Source organism: Enterobacter sp. BNK-29, assembly GCF_048684785.1.
Taxonomy (GTDB): domain Bacteria; phylum Pseudomonadota; class Gammaproteobacteria; order Enterobacterales; family Enterobacteriaceae; genus Enterobacter; species Enterobacter cloacae_M.
Window position 1 is genome coordinate 3,571,712 of the sequence record NZ_JBLQTU010000001.1, and the last position, 13,811, is coordinate 3,585,522.

General features: G+C 55.7%; 12 protein-coding genes. 11 read left to right on the plus strand and 1 reads right to left on the minus strand.

Going from position 1 to position 13,811, the window contains the following annotated elements; all coding sequences use genetic code 11:
- The first annotated feature begins 66 nt into the window (after positions 1 to 66).
- The 11 genes from aroA to ACMGGX_RS17040 all read left to right on the plus strand — a co-directional run bounded on the left by aroA (position 67) and on the right by ACMGGX_RS17040 (position 12,981).
- Positions 67 to 1,350 (plus strand): 3-phosphoshikimate 1-carboxyvinyltransferase, encoded by a 1,284-nt coding sequence (aroA, locus tag ACMGGX_RS16990; protein ID WP_181594710.1) that lies wholly within the window; start codon positions 67 to 69, stop codon positions 1,348 to 1,350.
- Positions 1,351 to 1,535: 185 nt separating this feature from the next.
- Positions 1,536 to 2,219 (plus strand): (d)CMP kinase, encoded by a 684-nt coding sequence (gene cmk / locus ACMGGX_RS16995; RefSeq protein WP_013097305.1) that lies wholly within the window; start codon positions 1,536 to 1,538, stop codon positions 2,217 to 2,219.
- Positions 2,220 to 2,330: 111 nt separating this feature from the next.
- Positions 2,331 to 4,004 (plus strand): 30S ribosomal protein S1, encoded by a 1,674-nt coding sequence (gene rpsA, locus ACMGGX_RS17000; RefSeq protein WP_008499966.1) that lies wholly within the window; start codon positions 2,331 to 2,333, stop codon positions 4,002 to 4,004.
- A 170-nt stretch (positions 4,005 to 4,174) separates the two neighbouring features.
- Complete coding sequence (ihfB, locus tag ACMGGX_RS17005; protein ID WP_008499965.1) at positions 4,175 to 4,462, plus strand: integration host factor subunit beta; 288 nt, start codon at positions 4,175 to 4,177, stop codon at positions 4,460 to 4,462.
- Between the two features lie 215 nt (positions 4,463 to 4,677).
- The gene (locus ACMGGX_RS17010; protein ID WP_420298642.1) at positions 4,678 to 6,942 is read left to right on the plus strand and encodes a ComEC family protein; all 2,265 of its coding nucleotides are present in this window, start codon (positions 4,678 to 4,680) and stop codon (positions 6,940 to 6,942) included.
- 36 nt (positions 6,943 to 6,978) lie between these two features.
- Entirely contained in the window at positions 6,979 to 8,727 is a 1,749-nt protein-coding gene (msbA, locus tag ACMGGX_RS17015) for a lipid A ABC transporter ATP-binding protein/permease MsbA (RefSeq protein ID WP_063441480.1), read from the plus strand.
- Positions 8,724 to 9,701, plus strand: coding sequence for a tetraacyldisaccharide 4'-kinase (lpxK, locus tag ACMGGX_RS17020; RefSeq protein WP_202770279.1), 978 nt, complete (start codon positions 8,724 to 8,726; stop codon positions 9,699 to 9,701). Before msbA ends, lpxK begins: the two co-directional genes overlap by 4 nt.
- Positions 9,702 to 9,745: 44 nt before the next feature.
- Positions 9,746 to 10,975: a winged helix-turn-helix domain-containing protein gene (locus ACMGGX_RS17025; RefSeq protein WP_348560845.1), complete on the plus strand. Its 1,230-nt coding sequence runs from the start codon at positions 9,746 to 9,748 to the stop codon at positions 10,973 to 10,975.
- 45 nt (positions 10,976 to 11,020) lie between these two features.
- The gene (gene ycaR / locus ACMGGX_RS17030) at positions 11,021 to 11,203 is read left to right on the plus strand and encodes a protein YcaR (RefSeq protein WP_006174474.1); all 183 of its coding nucleotides are present in this window, start codon (positions 11,021 to 11,023) and stop codon (positions 11,201 to 11,203) included.
- Positions 11,200 to 11,946, plus strand: a complete 747-nt coding sequence (gene kdsB / locus ACMGGX_RS17035) for a 3-deoxy-manno-octulosonate cytidylyltransferase (RefSeq protein WP_023311001.1) — start codon at positions 11,200 to 11,202, stop codon at positions 11,944 to 11,946. The genes ycaR and kdsB overlap by 4 nt, the downstream gene beginning before the upstream one ends.
- A gap of 141 nt (positions 11,947 to 12,087) precedes the next feature.
- A complete protein-coding gene (locus tag ACMGGX_RS17040; RefSeq protein WP_023311002.1) occupies positions 12,088 to 12,981 on the plus strand; it encodes a YcbJ family phosphotransferase in 894 nt (297 codons plus the stop codon).
- Here the strand turns inward: ACMGGX_RS17040 and elyC are convergent.
- The gene (gene elyC / locus ACMGGX_RS17045; RefSeq protein WP_420298643.1) at positions 12,958 to 13,737 is read right to left on the minus strand and encodes an envelope biogenesis factor ElyC; all 780 of its coding nucleotides are present in this window, start codon (positions 13,735 to 13,737) and stop codon (positions 12,958 to 12,960) included. The two genes, ACMGGX_RS17040 and elyC, sit on opposite strands and share 24 nt — an antisense overlap.
- Positions 13,738 to 13,811: the final 74 nt, after the last annotated feature.

A 13,811-nucleotide genomic window follows, 5' to 3' on the forward strand; every position in this document is an offset into this window, starting at 1 on the left:
GCTGTTTTTCACCCCCGCAGCGTCCCTGCGGGGTTTTTATTATGTTGAGTTGAGAGTTTAGTTTTCATGGAATCCCTGACGTTACAACCTATCGCGCGGGTAGATGGCACCATTAATCTGCCTGGTTCAAAAAGTGTCTCGAACCGCGCTCTGCTGCTGGCAGCTCTGGCAAACGGCACCACCGTCCTCACAAACCTGCTGGACAGCGATGACGTGCGCCATATGCTCAATGCGCTGAAAGCGTTGGGCGTTCATTACACTCTCTCCGACGATCGTACCCGCTGCGAAGTGACCGGCAACGGCGGCGCGCTGCAGACGGATGAAGAGCTTGAGCTGTTTCTGGGCAACGCCGGTACCGCGATGCGCCCGCTGGCGGCGGCCCTGTGCCTGGGTAGCAATAACATTGTGCTGACCGGCGAGCCGCGCATGAAAGAGCGTCCGATTGGTCACCTGGTGGATGCTCTGCGTCAGGGCGGCGCGCAGGTTGAGTATCTGGAGCAGGAAAACTATCCGCCACTGCGTCTGCGCGGCGGTTTTACCGGCGGTCACGTCGAGGTGGACGGCAGCGTCTCCAGCCAGTTCCTGACGGCACTGCTGATGACCGCGCCGCTGGCACCGCATGATACGGTTATTAGCATCAAGGGTGACCTGGTTTCTAAACCGTACATTGATATCACCTTGCACCTGATGAAAACCTTCGGCGTTGAGGTGGAAAACCAGTCCTATCAGCGCTTCGTGGTGCGCGGGGCGCAGCAGTACCAGTCTCCGGGCAACTACCTTGTTGAGGGGGATGCGTCATCTGCGTCCTACTTCCTGGCCGCGGGTGCGATTAAAGGCGGCACGGTAAAAGTGACCGGTATTGGCCGTAACAGCGTGCAGGGCGACATCCGTTTTGCGGACGTGCTGGAAAAGATGGGCGCCATTGTCACCTGGGGCGATGACTTCATCTCCTGTACCCACGGCGAGCTGAACGCCATCGACATGGACATGAACCATATCCCGGATGCGGCGATGACCATTGCCACGGCGGCGCTGTTTGCCAAAGGCACTACCACGCTGCGTAACATCTACAACTGGCGCGTAAAAGAGACGGACCGCCTGTTCGCGATGGCGACCGAGCTGCGAAAAGTCGGTGCCGAGGTGGAAGAGGGCGAAGACTACATTCGCGTGACGCCTCCGGCAAAACTGCAGTTTGCGGAAATCGGCACCTACAACGATCACCGTATGGCGATGTGCTTCTCGCTGGTGGCGCTGTCAGACACGCCTGTCACCATTCTTGACCCGAAATGTACGGCGAAAACGTTCCCGGACTACTTCGAACAGCTGGCACGCATTAGCACGCTGGCCTGATAACGTATTGCCGCATCGCCCGATGCGGCATTTCCTTACGCTTCATTACGAACACCTCCGCTCATTTCTTCTACACTCTGCTTCAATCATTCCGTAATTTGCACGCAAAGGTAACAGTTGCGCACGTTGGCGCGTATAATGCGCGGCGTTCATGTAAACGGTATGCCTTATTTAAGGAGAAAAAGATGACGGCAGTTGCCCCGGTAATCACCATTGATGGGCCGAGTGGCGCAGGGAAAGGTACTCTGTGCAAAGCGATGGCGGAAGCATTGCAATGGCATCTTTTAGATTCGGGAGCAATCTATCGCGTGCTGGCGCTGGCCGCGCTGCATCACCATGTGGATGTCGCGTCTGAAGAAGCGCTGGTTCCGCTGGCTGCGCATCTGGATGTGCGTTTCGTATCGACCGATGGCAACCTGGAAGTCATCCTTGAAGGGGAAGACGTGAGCGGCGAAATCCGTACGCAGGAAGTGGCTAATGCGGCCTCTCAGGTTGCGGCGTTTCCGCGCGTTCGCGAGGCGCTGTTACGTCGTCAGCGCGCGTTCCGTGAAGCCCCGGGGCTGATCGCTGACGGACGCGATATGGGAACGGTGGTATTCCCTGATGCGCCAGTGAAAATTTTCCTTGACGCCTCTTCGGAAGAACGTGCTCAACGCCGCATGCTTCAGTTGCAGGAAAAGGGGTTTAGTGTTAACTTTGATCGCCTTTTATCCGAGATAAAAGAGCGCGATGACCGCGATCGTAACCGCGCCGTCGCCCCACTTGTTCCTGCAGAAGATGCATTAGTTCTGGATTCAACCAGTTTAACTATTGAGCAAGTGATTGAAAAAGCGCTACAATATGCGCGCCAAAAACTGGCACTCGCGTAATCGCGACCGATTTAGTAGTACCCCCGCTGCAATGGATTGACGGCGGGTATGTGAAACAACCCCATCCGGCACGGAGCCAGGTGGACGTTAATATTAACCTGAAGATTAAACATGACTGAATCTTTTGCTCAACTGTTTGAAGAATCCTTAAAAGAAATCGAAACCCGCCCGGGTTCCATCGTTCGCGGTGTTGTTGTTGCTATCGACAAAGACGTAGTACTGGTTGACGCCGGTCTGAAATCTGAGTCCGCCATTCCGGCAGAGCAGTTCAAAAACGCCCAGGGCGAGCTGGAAATCCAGGTTGGTGACGAAGTTGACGTTGCTCTGGACGCAGTAGAAGACGGCTTCGGTGAAACCCTGCTTTCTCGTGAGAAAGCTAAACGTCACGAAGCATGGATCACGCTGGAAAAAGCTTACGAAGAAGCTGAAACTGTGGTCGGTGTTATCAACGGCAAAGTTAAAGGTGGCTTCACTGTTGAGCTGAATGGTATTCGTGCGTTCCTGCCAGGTTCTCTGGTAGACGTTCGTCCAGTTCGTGACACTCTGCACCTGGAAGGCAAAGAGCTTGAGTTCAAAGTAATCAAGCTGGACCAGAAGCGTAACAACGTTGTTGTTTCCCGTCGTGCCGTTATCGAATCCGAAAACAGCGCAGAACGCGATCAGCTGCTGGAAAACCTGCAGGAAGGCATGGAAGTCAAAGGTATCGTTAAGAACCTCACTGACTACGGCGCATTCGTTGACCTGGGCGGCGTTGATGGCCTGCTGCACATCACCGACATGGCGTGGAAACGCGTTAAGCACCCAAGCGAAATCGTGAACGTGGGCGACGAAATCACTGTTAAAGTGCTGAAGTTCGACCGCGAGCGTACTCGTGTATCCCTCGGCCTGAAACAGCTGGGCGAAGATCCATGGGTAGCTATCGCTAAGCGTTACCCAGAAGGTACTAAACTGACTGGTCGCGTAACCAACCTGACTGACTACGGCTGCTTCGTTGAAATCGAAGAAGGCGTTGAAGGTCTGGTGCACGTTTCCGAAATGGACTGGACCAACAAAAACATCCACCCATCCAAAGTTGTTAACGTTGGTGATGTAGTGGAAGTGATGGTTCTGGATATCGACGAAGAACGTCGTCGTATCTCCCTGGGCCTGAAACAGTGCAAAAACAACCCATGGCAGCAGTTCGCGGAAACCCACAACAAGGGCGACCGTGTTGAAGGTAAAATCAAGTCTATCACTGACTTCGGTATCTTCATCGGCCTGGACGGCGGCATCGATGGCCTGGTTCACCTGTCTGACATCTCCTGGAACGTTGCAGGCGAAGAAGCAGTTCGTGAATACAAAAAAGGCGACGAAATCGCTGCAGTTGTTCTGCAGGTTGACGCAGAGCGTGAGCGCATCTCCCTGGGCGTTAAACAGCTCGCAGAAGATCCGTTCAACAACTGGGTTGCACTGAACAAGAAAGGCGCAATCGTAAACGGTAAAGTGACTGCAGTTGACGCTAAAGGCGCAACCGTAGAACTGGCTGACGGCGTTGAAGGTTACCTGCGCGCTTCTGAAGCTTCACGTGACCGCGTTGAAGATGCCACTCTGGTTCTGAACGTAGGCGACGACGTTGAAGCTAAGTTCACCGGTGTTGACCGTAAGAACCGTGCAATCAGCCTGTCTGTTCGTGCTAAAGACGAAGCTGATGAGAAAGATGCAATCGCAACTGTTAACAAACAGGAAGATGCAAACTTCTCTAACAACGCAATGGCTGAAGCTTTCAAAGCAGCTAAAGGCGAGTAATATCAGGTTCTCAGCATCATTTGCGCTGTAACGCATTTACAGCGTGAAGGATGAGGAGCAAACTTGACAGATTGCAGGATTCGTCCTGTAATCAATAACAAAGGGCGGCTACGGCCGCCCTTGTTTAATGAGCTGTTCAGCTAATTGGTTTGAAAGGAACCGGAGGAATCATGACCAAGTCAGAATTGATTGAAAGACTTGCCAGTCAGCAACCGCATATCCCTGCCAAGGCAGTGGAAGATGCCGTAAAAGAGATGCTGGAGCATATGGCCTCCACTCTTGCCCAGGGCGAGCGCATTGAAATCCGCGGTTTCGGTAGTTTTTCTCTGCACTATCGTGCTCCACGTACCGGGCGTAACCCGAAAACTGGCGATAAAGTCGAGCTGGAAGGCAAGTACGTTCCACACTTTAAGCCGGGTAAAGAACTGCGCGATCGCGCCAATATTTACGGCAACTGAGTTTAGCCAGCCGGTTAAACTGGGTTCGAAAGAAAGCACCTGCGGGTGCTTTTTTTGTCTCTGTCGCTTTCCTTCTGAAGGTGCCCCGCAGTTTTCCGTTTCGTTTTCTGCAAACCGATAAAAACAGAACAGCGCGCGCTGTAAAACGCACTTTTCCCATCTGACAATTCGCTCTGCCTGATTACATACTGCCCCTCTGAAACAGGGAGGTAGCAATGGGAATTCCCGCGCTTAGCGTCTGCGTCATTCTGGCAATAGCCCCGTTACTCTGGTTACCTGAACTGCCATCACGTCATACCGTGTGGATAATGATTGTTGGCGGGAGCGTGCTGGCCGCACGGCGAAACGTACGACTGAAGTATGCGGGTCTCACGCTGTTATTTTGCGTGTGGGGTATTTTGGCTGCGAAGGAGAGCGTCTGGCCGATGCAGCATTTAACCACGGGGGCCGTGCAGGCTGAGGTAGAGATCACCGCCACAGATGGCGCAACGCAGCATCAGGGAAACATTCTTCGCGTTGATGGTAAGCGCTGGTGGGCCTCTACCGGCATAACGCTGTATGGCAATTATCTGCCACAGAAAGCGTGTGCCGGTCAGCGCTGGAGCATGACGCTCAGGCTCAGACCTGTCCACGGCGAACTGAACGACGGCGGTTATGATTCCCAACGCAGCGCTTTTGCCCGGCACCAAACGCTGAGCGGGCGCTTCACCCGTGCGGAACTCGTCGATGGACGCAGCAGCCTGCGAGCGCAATATCTTATGTCACTGCAAAACCGCCTTTCTGCTTACCGATGGGGGGCGGTTATTCTCGGACTGGGAATGGGCGAACGTCTGGATGTGCCCCGGGAAATAAAAGACCTGATGCGTGAAACAGGGACGCTGCATCTGATGGCGATTTCGGGTCTGCATATCGCGCTGGCGGCATCCCTCGCCTGGTTACTCGCGCGTGGGATTCAGTTTTTATTACCCAGCCACTGGATCCACTGGCAAATGCCTCTTCTGGCCGGGTTATGCTTTGCCGCGTTCTACGCCTGGCTTACCGGTCTGCAACCACCTGCGCTACGAACGGTCATCGCGCTTGCTGTGCTTGCAATGTTGCGGATCGCTGCCCGGCAATGGTCTCCCTGGCAGGTATGGGGGTGCTGTATCGCGGCGATCCTGATAAGCGATCCCTTAGCCATACTCTCGCAGAGTCTGCTCTTGTCTGCATTTGCTGTCGCCGCGCTGATTTTCTGGTTTCAGTGGCTGCCTCTTCCTGGCTGGCACCGGGTACGACGTATACGGCTGCTGCTGAACCTGATCTATCTGCAGGTCGGCATGCTGATGCTGCTGATGCCGCTACAGGTTCTGATTTTCCATGGCTTCAGCATCTCCTCCCTGGTCGCGAATCTCTTTGCCGTTCCCCTGGTGACGTTTGTCTCCGTGCCGCTGATCCTGCTCGGCATGCTGCTTCATCTCCTACCGCTGGCGGCACCGGAAAGCGTTGTCTGGTTCGCAGCCAATAAGTCACTTGCGGGGCTGTTCTGGCTCCTCATGCGCCTGCCTGACGGCTGGCAAAATGTCGACCAACGCTGGCAGTACATGACATTACTGCCCTGGCTTATCATCATCGGCTGGCGCTTTCGTGCCTGGAAAACCCTTCCTGCCGTTTGTCTTGCAGGAAGTGTTTTACTCACATTTCCTCTCTGGAGAACGGAAAAAAACGAGAGCTGGACGCTGCATATGCTGGATGTAGGGCAGGGGCTGGCGATGGTCATTGAACGGCAGGGAAAAGCCATTCTCTATGATACCGGGCTTGCCTGGCCGGGCGGGGATAGCGCGCAGCGGTTAATTATCCCGTGGCTTCGCTGGCATCACCTGAGGCCTGAAGGCGTTATTCTCAGTCATGAACACCTCGACCATGCGGGAGGCCTCGCATCGTTGCAAAAAGCGTGGCCGGACGTGTGGGTAAGAAGCCCATTGCGCCAGGCGGGACATCGGCCCTGCTTTCGCGGGCAGAGATGGCGATGGCAGGGACTCTCCTTCACCGTCCACTGGCCCCCCGAAAATTACCCGGCTCAGGGAAATAACCATTCCTGCGTGGTAAAGGTGGACGACGGTGAGCAGAGTGTTCTGCTAACGGGGGACATTGAAGCGCAAGCGGAACAGGCTATGCTTAGCCATTACTGGCGTTATCTGACGTCCACGCTCATACAGATTCCTCATCATGGCAGCAATACTTCGTCGTCATTGCCGCTGGTACAGCGGGTGGAAGGTCAGATAGCCCTGGATTCCACGGCCCGCTATAACGCATGGCGATTCCCGTCGGCAAAAGTTGTCCGACGCTATCGAAAAGAGGGGTACATTTGGCACGATACCCCTCATTCTGGACAAATATCGGTGACATTCTCGCAACATCACTGGCAAATCCGGCGCTTGCGAGAGCAATTTTTACCCGTTTGGTATCATCAGTGGTTTGGCGAGCCCGTCGATAACGGGTAGAATATGCGGCTATTTCAACGAATGCTGGTTTTTTGAATGCATAACGACAAAGATCTCTCCACGTGGCAAACCTTCCGCCGACTCTGGCCGATGATTGCACCCTTTAAAGCAGGCCTGATCGTGGCGGGTGTAGCGTTAATCCTCAACGCAGCCAGCGATACTTTTATGCTATCGCTCCTCAAACCGTTACTGGACGACGGTTTTGGTAAAACGGATCGCTCAGTGTTGCTATGGATGCCTCTGGTGGTTATCGGACTGATGATCTTACGCGGCATCACCAGCTATATCTCCAGCTACTGTATTTCCTGGGTATCAGGGAAAGTGGTGATGACTATGCGCCGTCGCCTGTTCAGCCACATGATGGGCATGCCGGTCTCGTTCTTTGACAAGCAGTCTACCGGGACGCTGCTGTCTCGTATTACCTACGATTCCGAGCAGGTTGCCTCCTCTTCCTCAAGCGCGCTGATCACCGTTGTACGTGAGGGCGCGTCAATCATCGGCCTGTTCGCGATGATGTTCTATTACAGCTGGCAGCTGTCGATCATCCTTATCGTTCTGGCTCCGATAGTTTCTATTGCTATCCGCGTCGTCTCAAAGCGCTTCCGCAATATCAGTAAGAATATGCAGAACACGATGGGCCAGGTGACGACCAGCGCGGAACAGATGCTGAAAGGGCATAAAGAAGTTCTGATTTTTGGTGGTCAGGACGTCGAAACCAAACGCTTTGATAAAGTCAGCAACAAAATGCGTCTGCAGGGGATGAAAATGGTCTCGGCCTCTTCCATCTCTGATCCGATTATTCAGCTGATTGCCTCCCTGGCGCTGGCATTCGTCCTGTATGCAGCAAGCTTCCCGAGCGTCATGGAGACGCTGACGGCGGGTACTATCACCGTGGTCTTCTCCTCAATGATCGCCCTGATGCGTCCGCTGAAATCCCTGACGAACGTCAACGCCCAGTTCCAGCGCGGGATGGCCGCCTGTCAGACGCTGTTCAGCATTCTGGATTCCGAACAGGAAAAAGATGAAGGTACACGCGAGATTGAGCGCGCCCGTGGCGATGTTGAATTCCGCAATGTCACTTTCTCCTATCCTGGACGTGAAACGCCGGCACTGCGTAATATCAACCTGTCCATTCCGGCGGGTAAAACCGTGGCTCTGGTGGGCCGTTCCGGCTCGGGTAAATCGACCATTGCCAGCCTGATCACCCGTTTCTACGATATTAACGAAGGTGAGATCCTCCTGGACGGTCATGATCTGCGGGAATATACCCTGCAGTCGCTGCGTAACCAGGTGGCGCTGGTCTCCCAGAACGTGCACCTGTTCAACGATACCGTGGCTAACAACATTGCGTATGCGCGCACGGATGAATACAGCCGTGAGCAGATTGAGAATGCCGCGCGTATGGCCTACGCAATGGACTTTATCAACAAGATGGATAACGGTCTGGATACGATAATCGGTGAGAACGGGGTGCTGCTCTCCGGCGGTCAGCGTCAGCGTATCGCCATTGCGCGTGCGCTGCTGCGCGATAGCCCAATTCTGATTCTGGACGAAGCGACCTCTGCGCTGGATACGGAATCTGAACGCGCTATTCAGTCTGCCCTGGATGAGCTGCAAAAGAACCGTACCTCGCTGGTGATTGCGCACCGTCTGTCGACTATCGAGCAGGCTGACGAAATTGTCGTTGTTGAAGACGGCATCATTGTTGAACGCGGAAGCCATGCTGATTTGCTGGAACACCGCGGCGTTTACGCCCAGCTTCATAAGATGCAGTTTGGCGAATGATTGCACGCATCTGGTCCGGTGAATCCCCGCTGTGGCTGCTGCTTTTGCCGCTCTCCTGGCTATACGGCCTGGTGAGCGGCACTATCCGTCTGTTTTACCGTCTGGGGCTGAAGCGTGCCTGGCGCGCGCCGGTTCCGGTTGTGGTGGTCGGTAATCTTACGGCGGGTGGCAACGGTAAAACGCCGGTGGTGATCTGGCTGGTGGAGCAATTGCAAAAACGCGGTATCCGCCCGGGGGTGGTATCGCGCGGATATGGCGGTAAAGCGGCGCGTTATCCGCTGCTGCTGACGGCGGAAACCACGACTGCCGAAGCGGGTGATGAGCCGGTATTGATTTTTCAGCGTACCGGCGCGCCGGTTGCGGTCTCCCCGGTGCGCAGCGACGCCGTTCAGGCACTGCTTGCTGAACACGCGGTACAAATCATTATCACTGACGATGGCCTGCAACACTACGCCCTGGCGCGTGATAAAGAAATTGTGGTGATCGACGGGGTTCGCCGTTTCGGTAACGGCTGGTGGCTGCCGGCCGGACCCATGCGCGAACGCGCTTCGCGCCTTAAGTCCGTTGATGCGGTGATTGTGAACGGCGGTGAGGCAAACTCGGGTGAAATCCCGATGTACCTGCAGCCAGGCCTGGCGATCAACCTGGTGACGGGTGAGCGCCGGTCGGTTGCTGAGCTGCCTTCACCGGTGGCGATGGCGGGGATTGGCCATCCGCCGCGCTTCTTCGCGACGCTGGAACAGTGTGGTGCCCGGCTGGAAAAACGCGTTCCGCTGGCCGACCACCAGGCGCTGGTGGAAGGGCAGGTAGACGCCCTGACCGTACCCGGGCAGTCTCTGATCATGACCGAAAAAGATGCGGTGAAATGCCGTGCCTTTGCGAAAGATAACTGGTGGTATCTGCCGGTTGACGCTGAACTCAGCGGCGAGCAGCCGGAACGTTTGCTCAAGGAACTGATTGCGTTGGTGAAATAAACGCTTACGCGGTTCTGGTGGCGCTTTGACTGACAGGAAAACGCATGTCTTTACCGCAACTCTCGCTTTCAGCCGCACGTCATTTACACCTTGCCGCGCAGGGGCTGCTTAAAAAGCCCCGCCGCCGCGCGCAGCCTGCCGATATTCTCTCGACCGTCCAGCGCATGTCGCTGCTTCAAATCGACACCATTAACATCGTGGCCCGTAGCCCTTACCTGGTGCTGTTTAGCCGCCTGGGGAATTATCCTTCGCAGTGGCTGGATGAGGCGCTCAGCAAGGGAGAGTTAATGGAGTACTGGGCGCACGAAGCATGCTTCCTGCCCCGCAGCGATTTTGCCCTGGTTCGCCACCGTATGCTTGCTCCGGAAAAGATGGGCTGGAAATACCGTCAGGCGTGGATGCTGGAACATGCGGCCGAAATTGAGCAGCTAATCGCGCATATTCAGGATAACGGTCCCGTACGCTCCGCCGATTTTGAACACCCGCGCAAAGGCACCAGCGGCTGGTGGGAGTGGAAGCCGCATAAGCGTCATCTCGAAGGGCTGTTTACCTCTGGCAAAGTCATGGTGATTGAGCGGCGTAATTTTCAGCGCGTCTACGACCTGACGCATCGCGTGATGCCGCACTGGGACGACGAGCGTGACCTGCTTACCCAGGAGGCGGCCGAGGCCATCATGCTCGAAAACAGCGCCCGCAGCCTGGGGATTTTCCGCCCGCAATGGCTGGCTGATTATTATCGCCTTCGCCAGCCCGCGCTGAAACCGCTGCTGGACATCTGGCAATGCGAACAGCGCGTCATCCCGGTCACGGTGGAAACGCTGGGCGACATGTGGCTGCATGCGGATCTCCTCCCGCTACTGCCTCTGGCCCAGGAGGGGAAACTTCAGGCAACCCACAGTGCGGTGTTGTCGCCTTTCGACCCGGTCGTCTGGGACAGAAAACGCGCCGAGCAGCTGTTCGACTTTAGCTACCGGCTGGAATGTTATACCCCGGCGTCAAAGCGCCAGTATGGTTACTTTGTACTCCCGCTGCTGCATAAGGGGCAACTGGTCGGGCGCATGGACGCCAAAATGCACCGCAAGACCGGCACGCTTGAAATTATTGCGCTTTATCTGGAAGAGGGCGTCAGGGTGACGGCGAGCCTGGAAAAAGGGTTAACGTCCGCCATTAGCGAATTCGCGCGCTGGCAGGGTGCCCGCGACGTGACGCTGGGTAGGGTGCCCGACGGGCTGTTTACATCCTGTCGAAGTGGCTGGGAAACAGGCACTCCCTGAAAAGGGAATGTGTTAAGCTTTAGCGATTACCCATACGGAGGAACTATGGATCACCGTTTACTTGAAATTATTGCCTGCCCGGTATGCAACGGCAAACTCTACTACAGCCAGGACAAACAGGAGCTGATCTGCAAGCTGGACAGCCTGGCTTTCCCGCTGCGTGACGGCATTCCGGTACTGCTGGAAAATGAAGCTCGTTCCCTGGTGGCAGAAGAGAGCAAACCATGAGTTTTGTTGTCATTATTCCTGCGCGTTATGCCTCAACGCGTCTGCCGGGTAAACCGCTGGTGGATATCAACGGCAAGCCGATGATTGTGCATGTTCTTGAGCGTGCGCGTGAATCCGGTGCCGATCGCGTGATTGTTGCTACCGATCATCCTGACGTCGCCCGTGCGGTTGAGGCGGCAGGCGGTGAGGTATGCATGACCCGCGCCGATCACCAGTCCGGCACCGAGCGTCTGGCGGAAGTGGTTGAGAAATGTGGCTTCAGTGATGATACGGTCATCGTTAACGTGCAGGGTGACGAGCCGATGATCCCGGCAGTGATTATCCGTCAGGTGGCAGAAAACCTGGCTCAGCGTCAGGTCGGTATGGCGACGCTCGCGGTGCCTATTCACCACGCCGAAGAGGCATTCAATCCGAATGCCGTGAAGGTGGTCATGGATGCCGAAGGCTATGCGCTTTATTTCTCACGCGCCACCATCCCGTGGGATCGCGATCGCTTTGCGCTCTCTAAAGAGACCATCGGCGATACTTTCCTGCGTCATATTGGGATCTACGGCTATCGGGCCGGTTTTATTCGTCGGTATGTTACCTGGGCGCCGAGTCCGCTGGAGCATATCGAAATGCTGGAGCAGCTTCGCGTGCTCTGGTACGGCGAAAAAATTCACGTTGCCGTTGCCAGCGAAGTGCCTGGAACGGGCGTTGATACGCCGGAAGATCTTGAGCGCGTTCGCGCCGAGTTGCGCTGATATCGCCTGCATCCCTCCTGACGGGGGGATGTCCTCTCCCCGTTAATTCCCCTTTCTTTTTCCTAATTGTTCTCTTCCGGGTGACATATCCCTTCAGGACGCTCATTATAAAAGCAGTAGTCTTAATGGGGGTAATCTCATATGGAACAGCTGCGTGCCGAACTTAGCCATCTGCTGGGTGAGAAATTAAGCCGGGTCGAATGCGTGAGTGAAAAGGCCGATACCGCGCTTTGGTCGTTGTATGACAGTCAGGGCAACCCAATGCCGCTGATGGCCAGAAGTTTCACCTCGCCGGGCGTTGCCAGGCAGCTTGCATGGAAAATGTCGATGCTGGCGCGGGAGGGAACCGTCCGTATGCCGACGGTGTACGGCGTGATGACCCACGAGGAACACCCCGGCCCGGACGTGCTGCTGATTGAGCGTTTACGCGGCGTGCCCGTTGAAGCGCCCGCGCGCACGCCGGAACGCTGGGAGCAGTTAAAAGACCAGATTGTCGAGGCGCTGCTGGCCTGGCATCGTCAGGATAGCCGCGGGCTTGTCGGTCCGGTCGACAGCACTCAGGAAAACCTGTGGCCGCTGTGGTATCGCCAGCGGGTGGAAGTGCTTTGGGGAACGCTTAACCAGTTCAACAATACCGGTTTAACCATGCAGGACAAACGTATTCTGTTTCGCACCCGCGAGTGCTTACCGGCGCTGTTCGACGGGTTTAATGACAACTGCGTGCTGATCCACGGTAATTTCACCCTGCGCAGCATGCTCAAAGACTCCCGCAGCGATCAGCTTCTGGCGATGCTCGGGCCGGGGATCATGCTCTGGGCTCCGCGCGAATATGAGCTGTTCAGGCTCAGCGACAGCGGGGCGGCGGAAGGTTTACTGTGGCACTACCTTCAACGCGCGCCCGTTGCAGAAGCGTTTCTCTGGCGGCGCTGGCTTTACCTGCTCTGGGACGAAGTCGCGCAGCTGGTGAATACCGGACGTTTTAACCGCGCAAACTTCGATCTGGCAACAAAATCACTCTTGCCCTGGCTCGCCTGACGATCCTTTCAGCCTCTGCCAGAGGCGTCCGAGCGTCTCATAACCGACGCGATCGCTATGCATTAGCCACGCCGGGGATGGGATCGCCCGTTCCCACGGGTTGAGCGGCGCGTCAATGGCCATCTGGTTTGCCGGTGCGGGAAGCGGGTGCAGGCCTTGCTTCTCAAAGAAAATCATCGCGCGCGGCAGGTGTGAGGCGGAGGTCACCAGTAAGAACGGGACATCGCCTATTGCCTGCTTCACTGCGGCAGCCTCTTCTTCGGTATCTTTTGGGCTGTCGAGAGTGATAATTGAGGAACGCGGCACGCCGAGTGATTCCGCTACTCTGGCACCTGCCTCAGCCGTACTCACCGGGTTCGTTTTGGCCGCCGCGCCGGTGAAGATCATTTTTGATCCCGGATTTGCCAGCCAGAGGCGAATGCCTTCGTTTAGCCGTGGCAGACTGTTGTTGATCAGGTTTGAACTGGGGGCCCAGTCAGGATCCCAGGTATATCCGCCGCCCAGCACCACGATATACGCCACTTTCTGATTTCCCTGCCATGTTGGGTACTTATTTTCGATGGGGCGCAACAGACCATCCGCGACCGGCTGCAGGCTCAACAGTAGCAGGACAAACCAGCCGAGCGTGATAAGCGTTTTGCCACTCTTCTGAAAGCGACTGAACCACACCAGCGCCAGCCCCAGCGCGATGATGATGAGCAGCAGCGGAAGGGGAAGCATCATCCCTCCAATGTATTTCTTAAGGGTAAAAAGCATCCTTTTTGGTTCCTTTTTTGACCATATAGCAGGTGATTACCCGTGATATTACACCAGAGAGGTTCATTCTCCGC

Excerpts from the sequence above, each read along its gene's own strand:
- aroA (WP_181594710.1), top strand. The coding sequence starts at position 67 with ATGGAATCCCTGACGTTACAACCTATCGCGCGGGTAGATGGCACCATT.
- cmk (WP_013097305.1), top strand. The coding sequence starts at position 1,536 with ATGACGGCAGTTGCCCCGGTAATCACCATTGATGGGCCGAGTGGCGCA.
- rpsA (WP_008499966.1), top strand. The coding sequence starts at position 2,331 with ATGACTGAATCTTTTGCTCAACTGTTTGAAGAATCCTTAAAAGAAATC.
- ihfB (WP_008499965.1), top strand. The coding sequence starts at position 4,175 with ATGACCAAGTCAGAATTGATTGAAAGACTTGCCAGTCAGCAACCGCAT.
- ACMGGX_RS17010 (WP_420298642.1), top strand. The coding sequence starts at position 4,678 with ATGGGAATTCCCGCGCTTAGCGTCTGCGTCATTCTGGCAATAGCCCCG.
- msbA (WP_063441480.1), top strand. The coding sequence starts at position 6,979 with ATGCATAACGACAAAGATCTCTCCACGTGGCAAACCTTCCGCCGACTC.
- lpxK (WP_202770279.1), top strand. The coding sequence starts at position 8,724 with ATGATTGCACGCATCTGGTCCGGTGAATCCCCGCTGTGGCTGCTGCTT.
- ACMGGX_RS17025 (WP_348560845.1), top strand. The coding sequence starts at position 9,746 with ATGTCTTTACCGCAACTCTCGCTTTCAGCCGCACGTCATTTACACCTT.
- ycaR (WP_006174474.1), top strand. The coding sequence starts at position 11,021 with ATGGATCACCGTTTACTTGAAATTATTGCCTGCCCGGTATGCAACGGC.
- kdsB (WP_023311001.1), top strand. The coding sequence starts at position 11,200 with ATGAGTTTTGTTGTCATTATTCCTGCGCGTTATGCCTCAACGCGTCTG.
- ACMGGX_RS17040 (WP_023311002.1), top strand. The coding sequence starts at position 12,088 with ATGGAACAGCTGCGTGCCGAACTTAGCCATCTGCTGGGTGAGAAATTA.
- elyC (WP_420298643.1), bottom strand. The coding sequence starts at position 13,737 with ATGCTTTTTACCCTTAAGAAATACATTGGAGGGATGATGCTTCCCCTT.